A 24,798-nucleotide genomic window follows, 5' to 3' on the forward strand; every position below is an offset into this window, starting at 1 on the left:
TTGCTTTAAAATTTGTGCTCAGGCAACTGGCGTTGCGTACGAAGTTTGGAGTTCCACTCAGTATCTGCATTTCCCAAAGTCAGGATACCGCTTTCCGGCACATGCATCGTGTAGCCCTGGTATTCGTGCAGGGCCAGTGTGATGGCCGCGTACACTTCATTCTGTTTCTGTTCCATGACAATTTCGTTTTGAAAGGGATTACAGAGGAATATTGCCATGCTTCTTGGCCGGATTGGTCAAGCTCTTGGTTTTCAACTGGGCCAAGGCGCGGATGACACGGAAGCGTGTATTGCGCGGTTCGATGACATCGTCGATATAACCGTATTTGGCAGCCTGGTACGGGTTGGTGAAGAGCTTGTTGTATTCGGCTTCTTTTTCGGCCAGGAAAGCTTTCGGGTCCTCAGCTTCCTTCGCGCCTTTGGCATAAAGCACGGCTACGGCACCTTCTGCTCCCATCACGGCAATCTCGGCCGACGGCCAAGCGTAGTTCAAGTCGCCGCGCAACTGTTTGCAGCTCATGACGATGTGCGAACCGCCGTAGCTCTTGCGCAAGGTTACCGTCACTTTGGGTACGGTGGCTTCGCCGTAAGCATACAGCAGCTTGGCACCATGCAGGATGACGGCATTGTACTCTTGTCCCGTCCCCGGCAAGAAGCCCGGCACGTCTACCAACGTGACCAAAGGTATGTTGAAGGCATCGCAGAAACGTACGAAACGTGCGCCCTTGCGGCTGGCATTGCAGTCGAGCACGCCTGCATAGCAGTTCGGTTGGTTGGCCACGATACCCACGCTCTGGCCGTTGAAGCGGGCAAAGCCTACGATGATGTTGCGGGCATAGTCTTTTTGAACCTCGAAAAACTCGCCATTGTCCACGATAGCCCCGATAACTTCGTACATGTCGTATGCTTTGTTCGGGTTGTCCGGAATGATTTCGTTCAGCGCGTCTTCCATACGGTCGATAGGGTCTGTGCATTCCATGCGCGGAGCTTCCTCCATGTTGTTCTGCGGGATGTAGCTCAACAGCGTGCGGATGGTGGCCAAGCCCTCTTCTTCCGTCTGGGCTGTGAAATGCGTCACTCCGGACTTGGTGGAGTGCACGCTTGCGCCGCCCAAGTCTTCTTGCGACACGTCTTCGCCCGTCACAGTCTTCACCACTTTCGGACCGGTAAGGAACATGTAAGAAGTGCCCTCCATCATCAGCGTGAAGTCCGTCAGGGCGGGAGAATAGACCGCACCGCCGGCACAGGGGCCGAAGATACCCGAAATCTGAGGTATCACGCCCGAAGCCATGATGTTACGTTGGAATATCTCGGCAAATCCGCCCAAAGCGTTGATGCCTTCCTGGATACGTGCGCCGCCGGAATCGTTCAGGCCGATGCAGGGTGCGCCCATTTTCATGGCCTGGTCCATGACCTTACAGATTTTTTCAGCCATCGTTTCCGACAGCGAACCGCCGTTGACGGTGAAGTCCTGTGCGAAAACATAAACCAGGCGGCCGTCTATCGTGCCGCTACCGGTCACCACACCGTCGCCCAAGTACTGTTTCTTTTCCATGCCGAAGTTCGTACAGCGGTGCAGTTTGAACATATCCATTTCCTCGAAGCTGCCCGGGTCGAGCAGCATGTCGATGCGTTCGCGAGCCGTGTACTTGCCTTTGGCATGCTGTTTTTCGATGGCTTTCTCGCCGCCTCCCATGCGTGCTTTGGCGCGCAATTCTACTAATTCCTTGATTTTTTCTGTTTGGACACTCATAATCTGTTTTATTTTCTGTTTCAAAAAGAAGGCTTTGAATTTCCCTATCCCTAAAAAAACAAGCCACCAACGGAAGACTTTCATAGAAAGCGGTTCCGCTGGTGGTATCAGGTTCAAGGACGAGCCTTTATATGAAGTTCAATGATTGGATTGAATTTCACTTGGAGTTGTGTTAATGTTCACAAAGTTCGGTCAATACGCCGCATGTCGTTTTCGGATGCAGAAATGCGATTTGCAGTTTTTCCGCTCCGAGACGCGGTGCCTTGTCAATCAGACGGATGCCTTTTTCCTCACATTCAGCCAAGGCGTTGGCCACACCGTCTTCCACACAGAAAGCCACATGATGCACGCCGCGTCCGCCTTTTTCCAGGAACTTGGCGATGGCGCTGTCCGGGCTTGTAGGTTCGAGGAGTTCGATTTTTACTTCGCCCACTTTCAGGAAGGCTGTCTTTACCTTTTGGTCGGCTACCTCTTCCACAGCGTAGCACTTCAGTCCCAATACGTTTTCATAATAAGGCAGTGCGGCTTCGATGCTTTCCACTGCGATACCCAAATGTTCGATATGTGATATCTTCATGACATATAAATTTTAGTTGTTTGCACGTTATTGTGCGTTTACTGACTTGCAAAAGTACGCATTTTGCGGTGAAACAGGAAATAAATTCATGTTTTTTTGGCAGTAGCCGTTCCGGTGGTTACAATTCAATCAGTATACGTGCGTTGATTTGCCGTCCGGTCAGGTAGTTGGGCACGGCGTATTGTTGGTTGGTCACGTCCGTCACCCAATAGTATGAGCTTACGTTGCTGATGTCGAACAGGTTGAAGCAGTCCACGCCTAACCATACGTTGCGCAGGTAGCGGATGAATTTCTTTTGGTTGCGCCCGTCTTCGTTGTCCAACAACCGGTAGCTCATTCCGATGTCCACGCGTTTGTAGGCCGGGGCGCGGAATACCATGCGTTCCAATCCCGTGTGGGGAGGACCGAAAGGAAGTCCGTCGGCAATGCTGGCTTTCAGTGTCATCTTCCATCGCGTCGTACCGGGGAAGAAGTCGCTGAAGAAGAAGTTCAGGTTATAGCGTTGGTCGGTGGCTTGCGGGAAACTCTTGCCGTCCACTTTCTGCTGGGCTTTCATCAGGCTGAAGCTGATCCAGGAATCCGTACCTTCCACGAACTCCCCGAAGATTTTGAAGTCGATGCCTGTGGTGTATCCCGAAGCGATGTTGCCTCCGTAGTATACGATTTTCACGTTGTCCACATTGTAGGGTATCAGGTTGTTCAATGCCTTGTAATAGACTTCCGTGGTGAATTTGAAAGGACGGTTCATGAGCTTGAACTTGTAGTCTCCCCCTAATACGACTTGGAACGAACGCTGCGACTTGATGTCGCGGTTCAGGTGTACTTTGGTGGAGACACCGGTTGTCACAGTGTCTCGTAGTTCCTTGTAGAAAGGAGCCTGGTAATACAGTCCCGTGGCGATGCGGAATGTGAAATCTTCGTTGAAAGACGGGATGATGCCGAGCGAAACACGCGGACTGAATAGCCATTCCTTGTTCCAGCTCCAATAGCTTAACCGTGCCCCGTAATTAAGGGAAAATATGCCGTGTCTGTTAGTAAACCGCCAAGTGTCCTGACCGAAAAGTTCGAGGCGGTCGCTGCTGATGCGATTGGAGGATTTCAGGTTGTAAATCAGATCCAGACGGTTGCCCGTGTGGGGGATGGAATATCCGGCAGAGTCGCGCATCTCCCATTCGCGTGAGTTCTCTTTGATGATTTCGTGCTTCCATGTGAGTCCGGCTTGTATGTCGTGCCCTTTCGGTTTGTGAGAGAACAGGAGTTTCAGACTCTTCATGTTGGCATCTAAGTAGTTGCGGGCATGCTCCATGTAGGTGCCTACGCCTAATTGTTCGGTCGTGTTGGTCTCGTCGAGCCAGTATTGCCCTTGGATGTCGTATGTTTCCCTTTCCTTGGTGGCGAATGCCGAAGCCAAAAGGGAAAGCTTTGTGCGGTCGGTAAAGCTATGCGACAGGCTCAGTGTGCCGAATAGTGTACGGAAGAGGTCTTCTTCCTTTCCGTCAAAATATACGCGAAACGACTTGACATCCTGCATTGTGCCGAAATTGGTCTGTCGGTTCGTCGGCAGGAAGTCATATTGGTTTTGGGAGATGTTCCCGATGAAGTCCAGGCTCCATTTCCGGTTGGGCGACCAACTGATATAGGTCTGGTAGTCGAGGAAACGCGGGTTGTATTCTCCTTTGGTTTCCAACGACCCCAACATATATTGGTTAGTCTTGTAACGCACGCCGTGTGTCATACTGAAGTTCTTTTTGGCGTAACCTACATAGAGGCCGGCCCCTAAAAGGCTAGCCGAAACTGAAGTCTCGAATTTCTTGGGCTTCTTATAGGTGATGTCCAAAACAGACGACATCTTATCCCCGTATTTGGCATCGAAACCTCCGGCCGAGAAGTTGATGTTTTCCACCATGTCACTGTTGATGACGCTCAGTCCTTCCTGTTGTCCGGAACTGATAAGTAAGGGGCGGTATACTTCCACTCCATTGATATATACACTGTTTTCATCGAAACTCCCGCCTCTTACGTTGTATTGCGAACTCAACTCATTGTGTGTGCTGACTCCCGCTTGTGTGGCCACCAGTTCCTCTACGGCATTTCCGGTGGTGGAGGGCAGCCGTTTCAGGTTTTCGGCATTCAAGTGTTGGGTGGAATTCATTTGTCGCCGTACTTCCTTTACCGTTACTTCACCCATGTCGATACTTTGGGTTTGCATGGTGATGTTGAGCCGTAAACTACCTTTGGGACGGACCAGTGTCTTTTTCTTGGTTACGTAACCTATCATGCTGAACGACACGGTCACGGTGTCGGCAGTGGAGAATTCCAGTTGGTAACGCCCTTGCAGGTCTGTGGTAGTACCTGCGGCCTGGCCGTCTACTTTTACTACGGCAAAAAGCACCGGGTTTTGTTCATCGTCGATGACCCTTCCCGACAGTTTTACTTTGTCTTGGGCGGCCACGCGCAAGGCCATAAGGGCCAGCAGGAAAAGGCAGGATATGGATTTGAAAAGTCTTGTCTTCACTTCGTTGTCTGTCTACTTACACTTTTTAAATAACGCAAAAATACGCTTTTTTGTATAAAGAACCGTCGATTTATTTGGTGAAACTGTCGATTCCGTCTGGATTTCTTTTCTCCGTAATAGGGAAATCATGTATCTTTGCGCAGTGACATGATAATAAATATAGGATAAGGAAATGGAAAAGTTTAGCGAGCTGATTCGCATCCGTCGTAGCATGCGGAAGTTTACGGAAGAAGAGTTGACCCAAGACGAGGTGGTGGCATTGTTGCGTGCGGCGTTGATATCCCCTTCTTCCAAGGGAGTGCGTCCTTGGGAGTTCGTGGTTGTGGACAATAAGGATTTGTTGCAGCAACTGGCGCATTGCAAGGAGCACGGAGCCGAGTTGATAGAAGGTGCTCCCTTGGCGGTGGTCATCTTGGCCGATCCGACGCAGAGCGACGTGTGGGTGGAAGACGCTTCGGTGGCTACGACCATGATGCTGTTGCAGGCTGAAGATTTGGGTCTGGGTGCTTGTTGGGTACAGATCCGGAACCGTACAATGGCGGATGGAAAACCTGCGGAGGAGATGGTGCGGGCCATTCTGCATGTCCCGGAGCATTTAAGGGTGCTTTCCATCGTGGCTGTGGGCCATAAGGGAATGGAACGCAAACCGTTTAATGAAGACCGGTTGCAGTGGGAAAAAGTGCATATCAATACCTTTGACGCGCCGGAAGAATGAAAATTGTCTGGATTGGTGCCGGAAATTTGGCTACGCGGTTGGGACTGGCTCTGCACGGTGCAGGCCATGAAACGTTGCAGGTCTTCAGCCGTACGATGGCTTCCGCTGAAGCTTTGGCCGTACGTTTGGGATGTCCGGCGACGGATGACCTTGATGCCGTGGTGCCGGGTGCGGATGTGTATATCTTCTCCGTGAAAGATGGAGTGTTAGAGGGCTTGGTGTCCCGTATCGCTCCCCGGATAGGAGATGCCTTGTGCCTGCATACGGCCGGGAGCATGCCGATGGATGTTTTCCGTGGACATGTCCGGCGTTATGGCGTGTTATATCCCATGCAGACGTTTTCTAAAGATTGCCCGGTGGATTTCAAGGAGATTCCGGTTTTTGTGGAAGCATCCGCCCCCGACTCGCTTGCACAGACGGAACAGTTGGCGCGTTCTGTTTCGGACAGGGTGGAGGATATGAGTACGGAAAGACGCCGCTGTCTCCATTTGGCGGCAGTATTTGCTTGCAATTTTGTGAATCATTGTTACGCTTTGGCTGCGGACTTGTTGGGTCGGGACGACATACCGTTCGATGTAATGTGGCCTTTGATAGACGAGACGGCGCGGAAGGTACATCGTCTTCCGCCCGTGGAGGCGCAAACGGGGCCGGCCGTGCGCTATGACCGGAATGTGATAGAACGTCAATGTGCCATGCTCGATGGAGAGCCTGAATGGAAAGCAATCTATGAAATGATGAGCCGGAGCATCCATGCTCTGGCCTTGAGGAATGAAGCGGAAAGGAAGGAAATAAATGATTAATTACGAATTAAAAAAGATAAAGGCGTTGGTTTTCGACGTGGACGGCGTGCTGAGTGCCGAGACCATCACCTTGCATCCCGGAGGGGAGCCGATGCGTTCGGTCAATATCAAAGACGGGTATGCCTTGCAGTTGGCTGTCAAGTCGGGCTTGCATGTGGCCATTATCACCGGCGGGCGTACCGAATCGGTGCGTAAACGGTATGAGGGACTGGGCATTCCGGACGTGCATTTGGGATGTGCCGTGAAGATAAAGACGTACGAAGCCTTTTTGGAACGTTATGGATTGCGGGACGAGGAAGTGCTTTACATGGGTGATGATATCCCCGATTATGAAGTCATGCGGCGTTGTGGCTGTCCTTGTGCGCCGGCCGACGCAGCTCCGGAAATCAAGGCTTTGGCGGTATATATCTCCCATTTGAAAGGAGGATATGGATGCGGGCGCGACGTGATAGAACAGGTATTGAAGGCGCAAGGATTATGGCTGAAGGATGAAAAGGCTTTTGGTTGGTAGTAAAACAATGGAGAATATGTTGGAGAACTTGAAGAAATACCGTCTGGTCTTGGCCAGCAATTCCCCGCGCCGTAAAGAGCTTTTGGCTGGGTTGGATGTGGATTATGAAGTGAGAGTGTTGCCAGGCATCGACGAGGCTTATCCGGACGGGTTGTCGGGGGAAGAAATCCCGCAGTACATTTCCCGCAAGAAAGCGGAAGCGTATGAAGCTATTATGCAGCCGGACGAGTTGATTATCACGGCTGACACGATAGTCTGGACGGACGGGAAGGTTTTGGGCAAGCCGAAAGACGAGGCCGAAGCCAAGGACATGTTGCGCCGCCTGTCTGGACGTACGCATCAGGTAATTACCGGGGTGACATTGGTAACAGTTGGTAAGAAAAAGACTTTTGCGACGGTCAGTGAAGTGACTTTCGACGAGTTGTCGGATGAAGAAATAGAGTATTATGTGGCGCACTACCGTCCGATGGATAAAGCCGGGGCATACGGCATTCAGGAGTGGATAGGCTATGTGGGAGTATCTTCCCTCAGCGGTTCTTATTTTAATGTCATGGGGCTGCCGGTGCAGCGTTTATATAAGGAATTAAAAACATTATAAAGATAAAGAGACGAATGGAAATGAAATCTTTGATGCGTCTGGCATGCTTGGGTGCGGTGGCCATGGCCTTTGTTGCTTGTGAAGAAGACAAGCATATTTGTACTTTGCCGTCATTTGCCGGTTTCCGTATTGAGCCTACGGTTTGGAATGCAGGGGACTCGGTCACGATTACTGCAGTACAGCAAAGTTTGGGAGATTTGTTGTATAAGGCTGAATACCATTGGAGTGTGGAATGTACGGATACGACTTTCACAAAAGATTATAATGTGGTGTATGACGCAGATAAATCCAACCCATACATCGGTATCCGGCTTCCGGATGATTTTCGCAGCAGGATGGCTAAAATAAATTTCAGCGTCCAGTATAGTTATTCGGCTACGGCTCCGCAATCGGCACCGAGTGGCTCCAATAGCGGACAATCAGGCCTTTACGGTAGTATTACGACTACGGCTGCCAGTCAACTTTATGGTACGGGGCGTGGCTCATACACTCTTTCTTGGTGACAGCCCGGTGGAAAGGATTTTATTCGTTTGCCTCGGAAATATCTGCCGGTCTCCGGCTGCCGAAGAAGTCATGCGGAAGTTGGTGAGTGATGCCGGTTTGGAGCATGAGTTCTTCTTGGATTCCGCCGGTTTGATAGACTATCATGAAGGGGAACCCGCCGATGCCCGTATGCGGGCACACGCTGCCCGCCGGGGGTATCATATCACCCATTTCTCGCGCCCGGTGCGGTATGATGATTTCTTTGATTTCGATTGGATCGTAGGAATGGACGACCGTAATATCAGTAAGTTGAAGTCTTTGGCACCCGGATTGGAAGAAGAAAAGAAAGTCGTGCGCATGACGGACTATTGTCGGCTGAAAGTAGTAGACCATGTGCCCGACCCTTACTATGGAGGCGACAGCGGATTCGAGAATGTGCTCGACATACTGGAAGATGCCTGTGCCGGTTTGTTGGATACGTTGCGTGGTGCCCGTTAGCGGGTATGCAACGTGTCCCACATCCGTTTGTAATCTTCGGCCAGTCCTCCTTCTCCTGTTTCTTTATATAAGGACGGGAGGTCATGGCCGGTTTTTTTCATAACTTCTACCACTTTGTCGAACGACACTTGGTGTGCCCCGTCAGTCAGCATGGCATACGAATTGGCATCCATGGCACGGGCGGCGGCATAGGCATTGCGCTCGATGCAGGGGATTTGCACCAAACCGCAAACGGGGTCGCAGGTCAGTCCCAAATGGTGTTCCAATCCCATTTCGGCTGCATATTCGATTTGTGCCGGTGTGCCTCCGAACAACTGGGCTGCGGCCGCAGCCGCCATGGCACAAGCTACGCCCACTTCGCCCTGACATCCTACTTCGGCACCCGATATGGAAGCATTGTTTTTTACGATGTTGCCAAACAGGCCGGCCGTGGCCAAAGCCTTGAGGATACGTTGGTCGCTGATGTGCCGAGATACGGAGAGGTGGTATAACACAGACGGCAGCACTCCGCACGAGCCGCAGGTGGGGGCTGTGACTATTTTTCCGCCTCCGGCATTCTCTTCGCTCACGGCAAGGGCGTATGCGAAAAGCAGTCCGCGGGTACGCATGGAATGTTGGTAGCCGTCGGCACGGACATAATAAGACGTAGCCTTCCTTCTCAATCCCAATGGGCCGGGCAACACGCCTTCGTGTTCCAGTCCGTTCCGTACGGCCTGTTGCATGGTGTTCCACACTTCTTCCAGATAATCCCAGATGTCTTTTCCCTCGCATTCCTCCACGTATTCCCAATAACTTTTTCCGCTGTGCATGCACCAGGCCAGGATTTCTGTGGCAGAGTTCATCGGGTATATTTCTTCAAACGTCAGGTTTTGTTTTCCCTCTTCACCCAGTGCTCCTCCACCGATGCTGAACACGGTCCAATCTTCCGTGATGTGCCCTTCTGGGTCGAATCCTTGGAACTTCATACCGTTCGGATGGTAGGGAAGGAAAGTTTTCGGCTTCCAGGTGATAGTAGTCCGTGGTTCGTCCAATACGTCGAGAATCGCTTTGTCCGTCATGTGTCCTTTTCCCGTAGCGGCCAGACTGCCGTAAAGGGTTACTTCGAAACGTATGGCCTTCGAGTTACGTTCCAAAAAGAGGGTGGCGGCTTTGCGCGGAGCCATGGTATGACTGCTCGACGGTCCGTAGCCGATACGGTATAGTTCTTTCAGAGTTATCATTGTAAGCGTTGTTTTTGTCTGCAAAGGTAGGGGAAAATCCCATATTATTTATTACTTTTGCCTGTATTTTAAAATGAAATGGATATGTTGACAGCTACGCGTAGGGAATGGAACGAATTATATGTGTTTTTCAACTTGTTGGCTCAGGGGGAGGTAGTCTTGGGTAACGAGGAGGGGCTACCTTCCGGCCGTGTGTTGCCTATTTTTCGGGTGACGCGGCAGGAGCATGACGGAGAGCGTCGTTATACGATGGAAGAGACCGACATCCATGTAGAAGGGGAACAGATGGACGAACGTTTTCCGCGTGAAGACTTCGGCACAGTGGCATCCATGATTCTCGATGCGCTGAAACGGGATCGGAACGAAGAGGTGGAGGCACCCGAAGGGGTAGAAGGTTTCCTCGACGCACTGAAGATTTATGATATGGAAGCCCGGACAGACGACCGTACCGATTTCTACATTACTTTTCATGATGACAGTTTCCCGCCCGTGGGATTCCGCATCTATTCCCGTCTTTGCGCCATGATGCCCTTGTTGGACGGTGGGCGGACGGCCAATCTGAAATTCGAGCAGGGAGGCATTCGTTTTTCCCAACCGGCGGTCAACAAAATCAATTATACGGAAGACCCGGACAATCCGAACGAGGTGGCGCGCCGTATGCTTTACATCGAGAGCATGGGCGGTGTGTTGAAATATAATGACGTGGCCGATAAAGTGTTCCGCAGTAACCTTTGCTTGATAGACCTCAACTTCTCCCGTGTGTTGGCCGAGATGGTGCGTTTGATGCATTTGGACAACATAAGCCGGGTGGACGAACTGACGGCACTTATAGAAGACCGGAACCCGCTGAAAATAAAGGAGGAATTGATCCGCAAGCACGGGTATTATCGTCATAAGATGAAAGAGTTCCTTTTGGCCGTGGCTTTGGGCTTGCGTCCGGCCAAGCAGTATGACGGTACGGATTCGGCTGTGGCGGGATTCGTGATGGTGGATGCGGAGGGACGTATGGTGGCCTATCGTAAGACGGAGCGTCAGGTCTTTGCCGATTTCCTGTTCACGCATACCCGTTTGGAGAAAGGGCATCCGGAAAAGGACAAGTACGGTTATTTGGAGCGTGAAAACCGTGCCTACTATTTGAAGTTGAACCTAAAGATAGGTTTTGTGAAGAAATGAAGATCAATCATGTGGCTATGTATGTGAGGGATTTGGAGGCGGTAAAGGATTTCTTTGTGCGTTTTTTCGATGCCGTTTCTAATGAAATGTACCATAATCCCCGGACAGGCTTGAAGAGTTATTTCCTTTCTTTCGAGGATGGAGCCAGGTTAGAAATCATGTCTCGTCCGGATATGACGGAGGGGACAAAAGAACTTTGCCAGATTGGATATATCCATTTGGCATTCAGTGTAGGGAGTAAGGCACAAGTGGATAGGTTGACTTCCTCTCTGCAGGTTCAAGGATATGCCGTGTTAAGTGGGCCGCGTTTTACAGGCGATGGTTTTTATGAGAGTTGCGTGTTAGGACCGGAAGGTAATCAGATAGAGATTACGGAGTGATGCGATGTTCTCCGGATACCTTTTTAAAGGTCAGAATTCCCAATGAGTTCGAGAATCTGTATAGCCTTTCCTTGGTTTTTGCAAAAACTCATGGGGTGGGAGTTGCGCCTAACTTCCATGCCTTCCATTGGGCTTTGTTCCTTTTTTAGTCCTTGAAATCGTTTTTGAAGTGAGTGACATTCTCTAATTTTTGGGGAATGCCGGACAAATCGTACTGGTCAATCTTCCGTCCTCCGATATGCAGTTGCTTTATCGTCAGTTCTTCGATGTCAGAGAAGATGGCAGAGGGGTCCGCTATGGGGTTTGCGAAATAAAGATTCTGCAGCACCACTTTACGTATTGATGTGTGGTTGTCTTTAGAGGCCGGGATTAAAGCCCATGCCTTTGAAGCCGTCCAGAAAGAGCAGTTCTTGATTACCAGTTCGCCTTTCGCCGGCAAATCGGTTTTGTCGTAGAATTGGATTCTGATGTTTCCGCCCGCTTTTCTTCCTGCGATGGAATGGAAATTATCAAAGTAATAACCTTTTATGTTTTTTTCGCTTGAATTGTTCTGAGGTTTGCCAACCAGGACGTTTCCTCCGATACGTATGCAATGGGCTGTGCGTGTCCATCCGATGGCATTGTGGACACGGATATTTTCCGATCCGCCGTCGCGGCTCCATTTCATCCGGTCTTTGTTGTAAACACCTGCTGCAGCAAACGTGTGGCGTATTTCTGCCGGATTCTCGTTTGTGTTCACGAGATTGACGGAAGGGGTTTCCCGATAGGTACGTATTGGGAATTCGTTCGAGGGGTTATAATGGCCGGTTGCGAATGTATCGTCATTTCCCAACGTAATGGAACCGTTGACCGTGATGTTCTTTCCGCTTGACAGGTTGAGTCCGTCTATCCACCCGTGGTTATAAGGCGACAATCCTTTGATGTTGTTCAGCTCGATGTCCGTGGCATCATGTGTTTCCCAATTCCATTGTTGGCTGTCACGTATATATGTATCATTAAATGTGATATGGTTTGATTTCTTTATGACTGCACCTCCTTGGTGGGGAGTGTTCCGTGCGTCCTTCCTGTCCATGGCGAAAGTAAAGCAGCCTTGCCCGTCGTGCATGCCGCGGCCGGAAATGGTCACGTAAGAGGAATTGGCGATGTAAATGGCAGGCTCATTGGCTTCCCGGCACTCTTTCAAACGGTTGATCATAAGCGCGTTTTCATCAGTGTAAACGAAAAGGGGCTTTCCTCCGTTTTTACGGTTTCCGTTCCAGTTGATGATGCGCAGTCCAGACCATAGGTAAGTTCCGGCCGGAATGTATAGCGTGTTGAGTTCCGGTGTGTTCTTGATTACTTCCAATGCCGCTTGCAGGGCATCCGAAACGTCATTCCGGCTTCTTTTTCTCATATTCGGAAACGCGACAATCCGGTCTGTATAGGGGACGAACACCCCCTTTTCGTAATTCCACGTGAACATTCTCCCGTCATTCAGGCTAGCGTCCGTGATGCTTCCCGCAGGCCGGCATACTTGTCCGGATGTCTCCGTAATAGGGTTTTCCTTTAAATAGTTCTTTGCGAACTTCTTAAAATCAAGAACGTTGGGAGCTTTCGGCAAAGGGTGTTCGGTCAAGTCTTCCAAAGGATCGTTTATCAACGTAAGTTGCGGATTGGAAGTAGAAGCGTCCTGTGGGTCATTACCGTTGATGATGACTATGGCGTAGGGTAGTTCTTTGGCCATTTCGAATGTGACACTCCTTTTGTCAGGGCTGATTTTCAGCTTTTCTTGCGGATAGAAGCGTACAGGATGGATGGTTACGCTGTTGATTTCGTTTTCTCCTTTCACATTGACTTCGATTTCGGGAGTCCGGCTGTTCGTGGCAAAACGGGCGACATCCATGTTGTGGCCTTGATTGCCAAAACCAGTATTGTCATAGCGGATTGCAGCAACTTTGGTATCTGCCACTTTTACATTAAAGCGTGCAGAGGCTACATCGTTTCTTACATGCGAAGGATAGGCTTCTCCGCCAAGGCCTGTTTCTGGAATGACAAACGGAGCGTATGGATGAACCGTTATGTTTTTGGGCTTTGCACAGATGGTTTGCCCTGTGAGTATGAATACAAACATCATCCACATGATGCTTACCGTTTTCTTTCTAATCATGACTTTCTTCATATTTTTAAATATCTGTTATTCACTGACTCTTTCATGTTTCCGCTGCAAAGGTATGGACTTATTTTGGAAGTGTATGGGACATTTTTTTCCAAATGATGGGACAAATCAACGTGAGTATGTATTATCTGTTTCCGATTTCCACACAACGGGTTTTCCGTCGGTTGTAATGCCTTCGGCCTCCACGGCTATCACCGTCTTTTTACTATTATTATATAGTCGGATGACGGCTTCTCCCTTATTGTTGAATTTCACCTTGGGTGTCCAGTAAAGCGTGCGTCGGTAGTCTTTGGTATCGGGCATCGGCTTCTTGCTGTAATCGGGACTGTAGAACTCCGTACAGACGGAGTATCCTTTTGCGGCATACCGTCTGTCCCGGTAGGTGGGTCGTACCCCGTCGTTGGGCAGAAGCCTGTAGTCTATGACCACCTCCGGTTGGTTGGTCTGGCTGTATTTCCAGCTTCCTTGTTCTCGTGGGACGTAATCGGTATAGATGTACAGCTTGTCCAGATGGCGGAGGCGACGGTACTTTTCCATTTGTGCGTTGGACATGGACATGCCCGCTTCGGACTCCCTCTTTTGCTCAGGCATAAAATCTAATATCTTTCCATCGTATTGTTCTTGCAGATAGAAATGCCTGTCCATGCCCATGTCTCCGAAAAATGCCGTGGCCACTTGCCTCGAGAATGTTCTCCAGTCATGCATTCCGCAGTTCAGCCCATAGTCGGCTGCAAGGTTGAAGGCTTCGTAAGCATCCACGACCAAGGCCGGCTTGCTGTGGTCTAATTTTCTCAATCCTCCACGTTTGCTTCTTACAGTGACGGCATTCAGTTTCCGTTCGGTGAAGCTTTCCCGGCTTGCGGAATCCTGCAAGGTAAATTTTTCCTCGAAGGTAGCATCCTGATAGTAACTGTATGGCTTGGGAAACACAGGAAAGAATGGGTCGAGTTTGACGTAGAACTCCGGGTAGGCTTGTTCGTCCATGAATCCTTTCCTTTTTATTCTTCTTTTATATTTCTCGCTTTTTGTACTGTCCGAAGCGCTTAGGAATAAGACGTAGTTGTCGTTGACGACAGCCGAAGGCATGTAGAACTTTCCGTTTTGTGTGGTTTGGGATACATCCACGATGTCGCGGTCTTGTATGAACGAGGCGGACACGTTCACCTCCTTTTTCATCTTTTTAATGAGCGGGCCATAGAGGTCTTGTAGGGTCAGGACTTTGGCGAGGGCGGGGTCTATCCCCCCTTTTTTACTATAGTCTTGTGCCGTGGTATAAATTGCTGCCGTGTTAGCTATGGCTGGTATGTACACAGGTTCACCGTAGTTCGTTTCCTCCAAGAGCGAATTGGTTTGGTGCACGCTTCCGCTGAGTGTCTGAATCTTCTCCGGCAGGAACTCGAACTGCGTTTTTTCCGCTCCGGCCATCATTTTCCAGTCATGTCTTCTCCATCCCTGTACCATCATGAGCAGGTCGAGTGCTTGCCGGTGCAGGCTGTCGTCAGTCTCGAAATACCATCCGGGATTTTCCACGAACCCTTTAATCTCGCTGGCCAACAGCATTTCGGTGAGCATCGTGCCGTTGTCGTAAGTCGTTTCGTCCGTGGCATGGTCGCGTATGGCGAGTGAAATGTCTGCGTCTTGGTGCCGGAGTAACTTCATCCTCAGTTCGATAGGTTCGAACGGGGCATATTCCTGTTTTATGCCTTCTACGTTGACGAGCGGTTGGTCATAGTCGTGATGGTTCACGAAAAAGAGGCGGTCTGCATAAATCCGTCCTTCTGCGTTAAAGAGCGTGATTTGGTTCACACCCGTGGGGAGCGATGCCCAATATACGTCCACCGTATCTTTCCCATTGTTACGGGGTGACAGTTTCCTGACGGCCTTGCTTACGCCATTGCATTGTATCTGAATCCCCAATTCCTCCTTGCTTTCGGTGGCCCCTTGTATAATCATCCTCAGTACGCTGTCTTTCCTTTCCACATGCAAGGCGTATCCTTCCTTTTCCACTTTCGGTAACTTCACTTCATAGTCGTAACCTTGGTAATGCAGTCTGGCTTTGTATTCTTCGTTCGGTTTCATGTCTGTTAGGGTGAACACGCCTCTTCCCCGGTTCAATGTCCGTGTCTGGGTGATTTCCTTTCCATCGCTATCAATGATGGAGAGTTCAGCTTCCAGATGCTTTCCCTCTTCATCGTTGATTTCAAAAGCTACCCTCCCGTTTGTCCCTGCAATCAGGTGCCCTCCTTCGGGATAGAATCGCAGGTCTATTTCGGGCTTTCCCTTTCGTGCCTTGTAGTACCTTCTCATGGGGCGCACAGTCATGTCCTTGGTATAGCGCCCGGCTTCCTTGGGCTTGTCGAACACGGGGAACACGCGGGAATACAGTTTGTCATAGTCCCGGAAGAAGTCCCTGGCCATCTGTTCGTTGTAGAACATGTCCTCGGTGTATTTTGAATGGGGGTGCTCATATCGTCCGAAGTTGAGCATCCACCGGGTGTAAGCCCTCAACTCATAGTATCCGGCATAGAGCGAGTCTGTCAGGGTGAACGCGCCGTGCGCCGTTCCGTCCTCCATCTTCAGTTGTTGCCGTTCCACGAGATATCCGTCCGGCGTGAGGAGTTCCACGTACATGATTTTGCTCAGGTCGGTAAGCCACCCCTTGTCACTCCGTGTGACGTATGCCTTATACCAGATGGTATCTCCCACGAAGTAGCAGGTGTTGTCAATATGGAGGTGCACTTTTTCCTGCGGTAGGCCGGTTCCGAAGCGTTCCACGCGGGCGGCGAGGGAGTCTGTTTGGTATGTCTGTGTCCAAATGTCTGTGGTGTAATACAGCAATATGCCTAAAAGGGTCAGTTTTTTCATTTTTGTTTCTCCTTATTATAATAGATGATAGGATTTCCGTCAGCTCCTATGCCTTCAGCGGAAATATGGAGTGAACGGCAGTTATTGTTGTTGTAGAATGTGATACGGGCAATACCTTGGGCATCCGTTTTTACGCTTGGATTCCAGTATAAGGTGCGTCTGAAATCAGCATCCAATTCTTTAAGTGAACAGTTGTATTTTGGTTGGTTGAGTTCTTTTGGTCGTGAGAACCCTTTAATGATAGTGGCGCGTGAAGTAGGGCTAAGTCTGATTGTGGGTTGTAATTTTTTGGCAATCTGTTCCTCGGAAGAGTATGGAATGAGGCATACCAAGTAGTTTAACAATCCGGCTCTAATGGAGTATGGATTGTCTTCAGAGGGTATCCCGAGACTTTTGTATTTGTGGGCGATGGTAATTGTTCCGGTGGGATTTTTTTCGATATGATGTTGGAAAGGCACACGGGAATAGTCATATTGTAAGCATGTGGCACGGTCTGTTCTCACAACGATTTCTTTGATATTGTCGGTTTGTTTTAAATTGCCATCGTGAATGTGTCCTTCAGGAATGCCATAATCTCCGTGGTAGTGCTTGGTTATCAGGAGTCGTGTATACCGTTCGGGGTAGTAATATCGTGATAGGAGGCTGGAAACGACTTTCCATGTCGGATAAGAACCGTCAAAATTGATGGATCCAGTTTGGTCTAAGGCGTATTCTTGTTCTTCAGCGTAGGAATAGTGCACTAATGAACGTGTGGTTCCTTTCCAAGTCCGTTTATGCTGTTGGGCTGTAACCTTCACTTCCTTTAACTGTTTGATGCCAACTTCTGCCGTGCCGGTCAAAGAGTCTGTTTTTATAGTGTAATCCTGTATATGATGGTATTCGTTGTCCTGGTATTGCCGAGGGGGAGGCGAGAACCATTTGTGCATTCTTATTCTTGATTCGTTCCAAAAGAAGTCTGCCCTGATTGCATTCAAACTCCCTGTTCGTTTCCCGTAGAAATCATCCATGGTGAAAGCCCAATACCCACATGAATCCGTTTTCGTGTTTCCTCCGAAGTGCAGTCTGTCCGTACGTATGGACAAACTAATGGTTGCTTGTGGCAAGAAACGGATCTTTCTTCTTTTGTTTAAGATAAGGTCTCCGTCCACGGTGATTCCTTTTTCTGGTGCATAACGGATGTCTTTTTGTGGGTTGAAGTTTTGTAAGGCTTGATAACTTCTTTCTACCCAACTGTAGTCTTTGAACAAGGTTTGGTAAATGTCACCTTTATTGTGCGTGTGGATAAAACTTTCTTCCGCACAAACGGAAAGGGAAAATTGGCTATAGGGTGTAGCCCGGAATACAAGTTCCACTTTTTCTCCCGGTCGTAAGTCTTTTGGTATGCTTTCGCATGCAATGGTGTCGGGGGTGAAATAGTTATAGTGCCGTATGACGGAATTGACAGCTTTTTGTACGGACAAAGGCAATGTGTCCTTTGAGGGCTTTCTTGCCTTTTCCTTTCTTTCCCTGAACGTCAGATTGTTGTCTTTGGACAAGTCGGGGCGTAAGCGGTCAAGCATGCTACGGATATGATAGTTCCCGTCTGTGGCTATGTCATAAATAGGGAAGACCCGTGAGAAATAATTGTCTTCTCCGAAATTCATCATGTGGCGAGTATAGGCTCGTATTTCAAAGTACCCGGAAAGGTAGGCACTATCCAATGCGAATTGCCCGTGACAGGTTCCATTCTCTATTTTTCCTTTAAATGTGTTCACGATGCCTCCTTCCGGTGAAACGAGTTCTACGTAGAGTACTCGGCTGATGTCTGTAGGACGGTTGCTTTCGTCCAGTATGTAAGCGTTGAACCATATCGTTTCTTTGAGGAAATAAGCGGTCTGGTCAAAATGCAGGTACACTTTTTCTTGATGCTGTGGGGGGTAAATGCAGTCTCCACTTTTGGGAAAAGTGGGGACTGCGATAAATAGTAACAATAAATAGATGCTATTGTTAATTAATAGTGATGACATCGAAATATGTAACTTTATAATATGGTTTTGATGAGGTGCTTCCTTTTCTACGTAATTCGCATGAATATGCAATTTGGAGTCCTGTTGCACCAATCCATTGCCAGCTTAGTTGTTCATTGCTCACGTCAACTCGTTCTGCTAAACCTGAATCCATTTCTATCTTAGCTTCTACTTTAACATTTTGGTTTTTGTCAGTTGCATTTGTCCATGAAACATCAATAATTAACCAACAGCTATAGGTATTACCACTTTCAAAATCTATATTATAAGACTCCTCTATATGAGCATCACCTGTATACCCTTCTCCCTCCACGTAAATTCGTTTGAACATAGGGTGTCTTGTGCGATAGCGAATATGGTTTTCAGATGAGTCTATGGTTTCCATAGTTTGTGTTAACGAGTGTTTTATCATGCTGAATAATAGGAAAGTTTCTTTCATCTCTTCTACTGTAGGTAGACCTTTTTCAGATGCTGTGGCATACTTGACTTCAGGTACGTCATACTCCTCGGCCAATGCACGGATTTCGGCCAGCTGTTCTGCCGAATAGTGATAAATGGGTTGCCCGTTATCTAAGTCATCTTGGGAACAACTCCAGATGAATGCACCGCCAATGAGGGCGATAAAAAGGATGACTATATACTTTTTCATTTGTTTTTTCTTTTAAATTAATTACTTGATTTGATAAGTGTAGTGGTCGTATTCTGTTGACTGAACTACTGTATTTCATTTACTTATTCCATTGGCTCTTGTTTTTAAAGGGTTTAACATAGATTCATTATCTCCAAATTTGTTTTCCGTTTTGGTATGTGAAAATACGCTCTTCTTTTCCTTTTGTATGGTTCCGTAGAAGAAGTAATGCTCCTGAAGGTACGTTTTTGAAAACTAACTCGGATTTAAAGTTTCCAGTTTGTTGTCCTAAAGAATGCCATTCTCCATTGTCCCAATATAATAGTTCGTATATTTCTTTCTCTCGGATAAAATTATCGTCATTCCGTGGAAGAAAAAGAATCTGGCTAATTTGTGAGGGGCTTTCAAATTCCCATCCATACCACACGTTGTATAGGTCGTGGGATTCATAATATGATAAAGTATTGCCGTCAGACAGATTCTCAATGCCCATACCGGGGCGTGTGTGTAAATTGCCGAAATATTCATGAGGGCGCAAAGTATCTCCGGTTTCATTGAAAACGTATAATTCCGCCATATTGCCGCGTGACAAGTTTGGTGACAAGTAGCGGAAATACTTATAAGGTTGTGACATGTTGGTGTTGACTTTATGGTAACGGTTGTCTTCGATTCGGGGAATGTCGTATAGGGTTATGGAGTCTCTGAAGTCTTTTCTGTTGGCTACTTGGAATTTTCCTCCGATAACTCCTTGTAGGAAGTGGTTAGATTTCGTATCTCGGAATTTACGTTTTACTGTGACTGAAATTTTTTTGGATATGTCTGGCTGAATATCCGTTTTCAGTCCTTTATGGTCTAATAGGAATGCGTTGCCGGCCGGAATGGTCAGACCTTGTATGAAGTATACAGGAAGGTACACGATGTCGCGTCCTAATTTGGTGAAACGAGCTTTTGTACCTTTCTTTCTTGCCCAATGTACGATACTCCATTTTTGGTCGTTAAAGACGGAAAGATATACGTAACGGGTATCATAGTCCAGATTGTATAAGTGGACATCTACATCTGATGTTTCTACATACTGGTCTGTCACGTCCAATATATAAGGTGTGTTGAAAACGTAGGGTAGGGAGTCCCGTTCTTTGTTCTGCACATATAGTGAATAGGGATTTTTTTCATAAGTATTTCTGAAAACTTTGGGAAGTCGGTCTTCTCGTCTACGCATGAATTCCGTGCCTAACGGTTCGCATAGTTCAACCGGTATGGAAGTTTGGTTGTTTGGGAAAAACACGCACCAAACGTGTCCCAAGGAGCGATTTCCCCACTGCGGAACGAAGTCTACAGTGGCCGGTATTCCCCTTGCCCGGAATAGGGCTGCGCATAAGTGGGCATATTCTCGGCAAGAAGCAAGTTTTAGGTTTGGCAATTTGTCAAGTGGAAAATTCGGGAGGTGGCGTGAGGGATAATAAATAGCAGGTCTAAGTAGCCATGATATGGTATTCGCTATTTCGTATACGTATGTTGAATTGAATATGTTTTGTTTATAACTTTCTTGTTCCAAGGCTGCCATAGATAGATTGCCCCTCCACAAGCTCAACCCTTCATGCCCTATCCGGTAAGGCAGGACATAACGTAGGAACATGTCGAAACTGTATTGCCGGTTCCAGTTCCGGTCCCACACGGCAAAAGCGCTGTCTATATGCGCTATCAGGAAATCGGCTTTGATATGTTCAATGTCGAAGAGGGGGACGGACATGCAACTGTCCAAGCCTGTCCCTACTTGTGCGAGGATGGAATCGTACTGGCGATTCCAATAGGTTCGGTCACCTTTCCCGTGGCGGAATATGCTGTCCATGGCATGGTAGTATTCTTCTACGGCTTCGCCGCCGAAACCATAATGGGCATCCATGTTCTCAATCAAGAAACGGGCGGCCTGAAGTTTTAGTGGGGCGTTCCGGTAATGTCGCAGGACGGCTTCCAGTTCCTTACGGTTGTTTCCTGCCTGTGACAGGGAACGGTCAAGTCCGGATTCTTTGCAGGAGTTTGCAATCCCGGTGGTCATACATAGAAGAATGAAAAAATGCAATAGCTTCTTCATCATTTTTTGTGAAATTCATGTTCCTTTGGGCAAAGAAAGGAAATATTTAGAAGAATGAATGGGATGATTCGTAACCAATCATGGGTCATTTTGAAACATCAGTTCGTTTTTGGGCTTGATTTCCTTCTTTATCCTTTCAACGTCGTATGAGGGGATTTTTACTTTTTTTTTGTTGTATGAATTGTGCAATGGAGTCGGCACGGATGGTGTCCCCGATGTTCCGGTAGGCATAATATAAGCCTTCCAACGGAGCAAACCTTACGGGGCACATGTAAGCCGCTTGTCGGTAGTGGCAGACGGCTTCCTCATACTTTCGGAGTTCCCGGCAAATGTCTCCGGTTAGTAGTTCCAAATTGTACTTGCTCCATTGTTTCCGGCAGACTTGTGCTGTATGCCATGCTTTCTCCGTTTGTCCGGCTTGAAATAGTTCAGCCGTATAATTATATAGGAATTCCGGATTATGAGAGAAATGTGGGTACAGGCGTGCGTACCGGGGCATCATTTCTCGTCCCTTCCCTTTGAGGGCTTCTCGGGCGACATGTCCCCATTCTTTTTCTTGCGGAAGTGCATGGGCGAGGTATGTTCCTATGCCTATTCCGATGGAAGCAAGACAAAAGGTGGCCAAAGCCCTCAGGCTTTTTCGACGGGAAAAAGCTTTGAAATAGGTCTTTCCGGCTATGCTTACGCACCATCCTACGGCAATCCAGGCCAAAGGATATTTGAACGGGTAGGAAAACAAGGCGAACAACAATAGGGGAATGAGCGTGTAAGAGCCTATTTGTGAGGATATGTCTTTTCTTTTTCGTAGGACATGCCATAACCCTGCCCATGAAAGGAGTAAAACCAAGGGGGCACCGATGCCATGTTCCACCCATAGGTAGGCGAATTCATTCAATGGGTGTCCCGTCTCGTCGGCCAACATCGTTACCGGGCTTTCGGGATGCTGTTTGAAGAACTCCGCTTGCTGATTCATGTATTCTCGGTCGAAGCCTCCTGTGCCATATCCGCTCCAAGGTCTTTTACAGATAAGCTCCCATGTCTGTTCCAAAATAAACATTCTTCCAGAGGTGGATTCCGGTTTGAAAAACAAGATGGAGAAGCCTGTGAAGGCAATGGCCGGGATGATGGTTTTCCATGTCGGGCGTATGGAAATCTTGCCATAATCTTTTAGAGCTATAAGGATATATGCCACGAGGCACAGTATGCCGGTGCGCGAGTGGGTGAGCACGACGGTTGTCCCTGCGAGTAAGGCGACTGTTATGTATATGTTTCTTTTGCCATTATCTTTTAGGAAGCGTAAAGCCATACCTGAGATGAAGGGCAGGAGGGCGCATAAGAAAAATGCCAGTCCGGCGGGGTTGTCAAACGTTCCGGCTATTCCAATCCGCCATGTCGTCGGGTATTTGAATAGGAACATGAGGGCATAAAGGCATTCCAGTGTGACAATCATGGTAGCGGCTTCGCTCCATACAGAGAAATGGGAAAAGTCGCTTGTCTTTTTCCGGTTATGTCCAAGTATGGCGGTGCATACGGCAAGCAATCCTGTCAAGAAGAGGGTGCATAGCCATTTTGGAGTGTTCCACCGGTCGTAGAACATGTTCATGGAGGGGAACGCGCAAGCAAAAATTAACCCTCCATATAGCAGGGTATAAATGTTCTTTATCATTGTACATTTCAAGGGTTTGGTCTTCATGCGTCAAAGTTAGAACTTTATCAGGGGAAAGTATAGGCCATTTTTTACCGAAATCAGGGACATTTTGGTATGAAACGTTGTTTTTCGCTTTCAGAAAGTCTTTTCATGCCTTTTTTTTCTGACATCAGAAGAAGACGTTCATGGCAAATCCATGAAAACAATCTGTATAAATATGCGGATTCAAAGTGTTTTCCTGCATAAACACTGCATAACGTCAGACGGATTACAGCACAATGAAAAATCAGTCTCAAGAGATTGATTTTTTTATACGGGCATGTCTTTTCCGTTTTGTCCGCATGTCACGGGAACAGAGGCTCTTTTCCGGTACTGGAACCGGCTTTGAGAGGGCTGAAGGCCGGCTTGGGACGAGGACGGGAGATTTATTTGGAAAGTTTTTATGGTCATGTCGGATGTGGCAGAATGTAAGCCGGAACGGTTTTTCTTGACCTTGAAAGCGAGGAACATACGGAGAAAATGAATGGGCTTGTGCCGGAAAGGAAAGAATAAGCCTCTGTCCCTGACTTTTGGGCTTGGCGGAAATTCGTATGGCTGCGTTATTTTCCGTCCCGACCGGATTCGGGGCGGAATATCCGAATCTCGTGGCTGTGGAAAATACAAAAAGTCAATATGAACTTTGCTCTGTCATTCTGTCAGTCTGTGTGAAATTTGTAACTTTGCACGAATTTATAAGAGAGAAGACGCATGAATAACCTGTATGAAGAGCGGTTGGGTACGGACCGCATGCTGCCTTTGGTGTTCCGTATGGCCCTCCCGGCTGTGGCCGCCCAAATCGTGAACTTGTTGTATAGCATCGTGGACCGCATTTATATCGGCCATATTCCCGGTATCGGGACGGATGCGTTGGCCGGTATCGGCGTGACCAGTTCCGTGATCATCCTGATTTCGGCCTTTTCTTCCATTGTCGGAGCCGGAGGTGCTCCGTTGGCGGCCATTGCCTTGGGGCAGGGCGACCGCGTGCGTGCCGGTAAAATCCTGGGGAACGGACTGGTATTGTTGCTGCTATTCACGGTGCTGACTTCTGCCACGGCCTACCTTTTCATGGAACCCATGTTGATGGCCATCGGGGCTTCGGAACATACGATAGGGTATGCGACGGATTATCTCTCGGTGTATCTGTTGGGTACATTGTTCGTCGAGGTCTCGGTGGGGCTGAACACTTTCATCAACACCCAGGGGCGGCCCGGCATTGCCATGTGCTCGGTCATTATCGGTGCGTTGCTGAACATCGGTCTCGACCCGCTGTTTATTTTTGTGTTCGGCATGGGTGTGAAAGGGGCAGCTTTGGCTACTATTATCTCGCAGGCATGCAGTGCCTTGTGGGTGGTGCGTTTCCTGACTTCGCGGAAAGCCACTTTGAGGTTGGAACGCAGGTATATGCGTCCCGACCGTAAGGTGGTCTTGTCCACGCTTGCCTTGGGCGTTTCGCCGTTCATCATGGCCAGTACGGAGAGCCTTGTGGGCTTCGTGCTGAATAGCAGCCTGAAGACCTATGGAGACATCTATATCAGCGCGTTGGCCATCATGCAGAGTGCGATGCTGGCCGTCAGCGTGCCGCTGACAGGTTTCTCGCAAGGCTTCATCCCCATTGTGAGTTACAATTACGGGCATGGGAACGGCCAACGCGTGAAGGACTGTTTCCGGATTGTGCTCCAAGTCATGTTTACGTTCAATTTGTTGTTGGTGCTCTTCATGATACTTTTTCCCGGGTTGGTGGCTTCCGCTTTCACGTCCGACGGGAAGCTTATTGCAGCCGTGGAACAGACGCAGCCCGTGTTTTTGGCCGGAATGACCATTTTCGGGCTGCAACGGGCTTGCCAGAACATGTTCGTGGCACTCGGGCAGGCCAAGGTGTCCGTGTTCATCGCCTTGCTCCGTAAGGTCATCCTCCTGGTGCCTTTGGCTTTGCTTTTGCCACGCGGCATGGGCATGATGGGGGTGTTCGCAGCCGAGGGCATATCCGATGCCACTGCCGCCGTGTGCTGCACGCTGATATTTGCATGGCAGTTCCCGAGGATCCTGCGGAAGATGCCCCGTCGCCTTGCTTAGGGCTTGAAATGTGCTTTTAAATCCTATTATTTGTATGTTTTTGTCCTATAATGATTAAAGGATATGCCTT

General features: G+C 48.6%; 20 protein-coding genes. 9 read left to right on the forward strand and 11 right to left on the reverse strand.

Going from position 1 to position 24,798, the window contains the following annotated elements; genetic code table 11:
- Positions 1 to 5: 5 nt before the first annotated feature.
- From E0E47_RS17190 to E0E47_RS00470, 4 genes are all read right to left on the reverse strand, one after another.
- On the reverse strand, positions 6 to 176 hold the full coding sequence (locus E0E47_RS17190) for a hypothetical protein (protein WP_172604615.1): 171 nt from the start codon (positions 174 to 176) through the stop codon (positions 6 to 8).
- Positions 177 to 198: 22 nt separating this feature from the next.
- The gene (locus E0E47_RS00460; RefSeq protein WP_040602653.1) at positions 199 to 1,752 is read right to left on the reverse strand and encodes an acyl-CoA carboxylase subunit beta; all 1,554 of its coding nucleotides are present in this window, start codon (positions 1,750 to 1,752) and stop codon (positions 199 to 201) included.
- A gap of 172 nt (positions 1,753 to 1,924) precedes the next feature.
- A complete protein-coding gene (gene mce, locus E0E47_RS00465; RefSeq protein WP_008625944.1) occupies positions 1,925 to 2,329 on the reverse strand; it encodes a methylmalonyl-CoA epimerase in 405 nt (134 codons plus the stop codon).
- A gap of 118 nt (positions 2,330 to 2,447) precedes the next feature.
- Positions 2,448 to 4,793 (reverse strand): TonB-dependent receptor, encoded by a 2,346-nt coding sequence (locus tag E0E47_RS00470; protein WP_130894289.1) that lies wholly within the window; start codon positions 4,791 to 4,793, stop codon positions 2,448 to 2,450.
- A 223-nt stretch (positions 4,794 to 5,016) separates the two neighbouring features.
- On the opposite strand from E0E47_RS00470, the gene E0E47_RS00475 reads away from it, so the two are divergent.
- Genes E0E47_RS00475 through E0E47_RS00500 form a run of 6 tightly spaced genes read left to right on the forward strand, consistent with a single transcriptional unit; the run spans position 5,017 to position 8,449 of the window.
- Positions 5,017 to 5,559, forward strand: coding sequence for a nitroreductase family protein (locus E0E47_RS00475; RefSeq protein ID WP_172604616.1), 543 nt, complete (start codon positions 5,017 to 5,019; stop codon positions 5,557 to 5,559).
- Entirely contained in the window at positions 5,556 to 6,359 is an 804-nt protein-coding gene (locus tag E0E47_RS00480; protein WP_130892553.1) for a Rossmann-like and DUF2520 domain-containing protein, read from the forward strand. The genes E0E47_RS00475 and E0E47_RS00480 overlap by 4 nt, the downstream gene beginning before the upstream one ends.
- Positions 6,352 to 6,870: a KdsC family phosphatase gene (locus tag E0E47_RS00485; RefSeq protein ID WP_130892554.1), complete on the forward strand. Its 519-nt coding sequence runs from the start codon at positions 6,352 to 6,354 to the stop codon at positions 6,868 to 6,870. The genes E0E47_RS00480 and E0E47_RS00485 overlap by 8 nt, the downstream gene beginning before the upstream one ends.
- A 16-nt stretch (positions 6,871 to 6,886) precedes the next feature.
- Positions 6,887 to 7,468, forward strand: a complete 582-nt coding sequence (locus E0E47_RS00490; protein ID WP_172604739.1) for a Maf-like protein — start codon at positions 6,887 to 6,889, stop codon at positions 7,466 to 7,468.
- A gap of 14 nt (positions 7,469 to 7,482) precedes the next feature.
- Positions 7,483 to 7,971 (forward strand): hypothetical protein, encoded by a 489-nt coding sequence (locus tag E0E47_RS00495; protein WP_008625930.1) that lies wholly within the window; start codon positions 7,483 to 7,485, stop codon positions 7,969 to 7,971.
- A gap of 7 nt (positions 7,972 to 7,978) precedes the next feature.
- Positions 7,979 to 8,449: a low molecular weight protein-tyrosine-phosphatase gene (locus E0E47_RS00500; protein ID WP_130892556.1), complete on the forward strand. Its 471-nt coding sequence runs from the start codon at positions 7,979 to 7,981 to the stop codon at positions 8,447 to 8,449.
- Here the strand turns inward: E0E47_RS00500 and E0E47_RS00505 are convergent.
- Positions 8,446 to 9,669 (reverse strand): L-serine ammonia-lyase, encoded by a 1,224-nt coding sequence (locus E0E47_RS00505; protein WP_130892557.1) that lies wholly within the window; start codon positions 9,667 to 9,669, stop codon positions 8,446 to 8,448. The genes E0E47_RS00500 and E0E47_RS00505 overlap by 4 nt on opposite strands.
- 78 nt (positions 9,670 to 9,747) lie before the next feature.
- Between E0E47_RS00505 and E0E47_RS00510 the strand changes: the two genes are divergently transcribed.
- Together E0E47_RS00510 and E0E47_RS00515 are read left to right on the forward strand one after the other, a co-directional pair.
- Positions 9,748 to 10,842 carry an HpaII family restriction endonuclease gene (locus tag E0E47_RS00510; protein WP_130892558.1) on the forward strand — a complete coding sequence of 365 codons (1,095 nt, stop codon included), beginning with the start codon at positions 9,748 to 9,750 and terminating at the stop codon, positions 10,840 to 10,842.
- Positions 10,839 to 11,222: a VOC family protein gene (locus E0E47_RS00515; protein ID WP_130892559.1), complete on the forward strand. Its 384-nt coding sequence runs from the start codon at positions 10,839 to 10,841 to the stop codon at positions 11,220 to 11,222. The genes E0E47_RS00510 and E0E47_RS00515 overlap by 4 nt, the downstream gene beginning before the upstream one ends.
- A gap of 145 nt (positions 11,223 to 11,367) precedes the next feature.
- Here E0E47_RS00515 and E0E47_RS00520 read toward each other — a convergent pair whose 3' ends face one another.
- The 6 genes from E0E47_RS00520 to E0E47_RS00545 all read right to left on the reverse strand — a co-directional run bounded on the left by E0E47_RS00520 (position 11,368) and on the right by E0E47_RS00545 (position 22,634).
- The gene (locus E0E47_RS00520) at positions 11,368 to 13,380 is read right to left on the reverse strand and encodes a glycosyl hydrolase family 28 protein (RefSeq protein ID WP_130892560.1); all 2,013 of its coding nucleotides are present in this window, start codon (positions 13,378 to 13,380) and stop codon (positions 11,368 to 11,370) included.
- 105 nt (positions 13,381 to 13,485) lie between these two features.
- Complete coding sequence (locus E0E47_RS00525) at positions 13,486 to 16,242, reverse strand: hypothetical protein (RefSeq protein WP_130892561.1); 2,757 nt, start codon at positions 16,240 to 16,242, stop codon at positions 13,486 to 13,488.
- Entirely contained in the window at positions 16,239 to 18,137 is a 1,899-nt protein-coding gene (locus E0E47_RS00530; protein WP_130892562.1) for a hypothetical protein, read from the reverse strand. Before E0E47_RS00530 ends, E0E47_RS00525 begins: the two co-directional genes overlap by 4 nt.
- A gap of 91 nt (positions 18,138 to 18,228) precedes the next feature.
- On the reverse strand, positions 18,229 to 18,897 hold the full coding sequence (locus tag E0E47_RS00535) for a hypothetical protein (RefSeq protein ID WP_130892563.1): 669 nt from the start codon (positions 18,895 to 18,897) through the stop codon (positions 18,229 to 18,231).
- 127 nt (positions 18,898 to 19,024) lie between these two features.
- The gene (locus E0E47_RS00540) at positions 19,025 to 20,971 is read right to left on the reverse strand and encodes a transglutaminase-like domain-containing protein (protein ID WP_172604617.1); all 1,947 of its coding nucleotides are present in this window, start codon (positions 20,969 to 20,971) and stop codon (positions 19,025 to 19,027) included.
- A gap of 133 nt (positions 20,972 to 21,104) precedes the next feature.
- Positions 21,105 to 22,634 carry an O-antigen ligase family protein gene (locus tag E0E47_RS00545; protein ID WP_172604618.1) on the reverse strand — a complete coding sequence of 510 codons (1,530 nt, stop codon included), beginning with the start codon at positions 22,632 to 22,634 and terminating at the stop codon, positions 21,105 to 21,107.
- A 729-nt stretch (positions 22,635 to 23,363) separates the two neighbouring features.
- On the opposite strand from E0E47_RS00545, the gene E0E47_RS00550 reads away from it, so the two are divergent.
- A complete protein-coding gene (locus E0E47_RS00550) occupies positions 23,364 to 24,728 on the forward strand; it encodes an MATE family efflux transporter (RefSeq protein WP_130892566.1) in 1,365 nt (454 codons plus the stop codon).
- Positions 24,729 to 24,798: the final 70 nt, after the last annotated feature.

The organism is Paraprevotella xylaniphila YIT 11841 (genome assembly GCF_900683745.1).
GTDB lineage: Bacteria > Bacteroidota > Bacteroidia > Bacteroidales > Bacteroidaceae > Paraprevotella > Paraprevotella xylaniphila.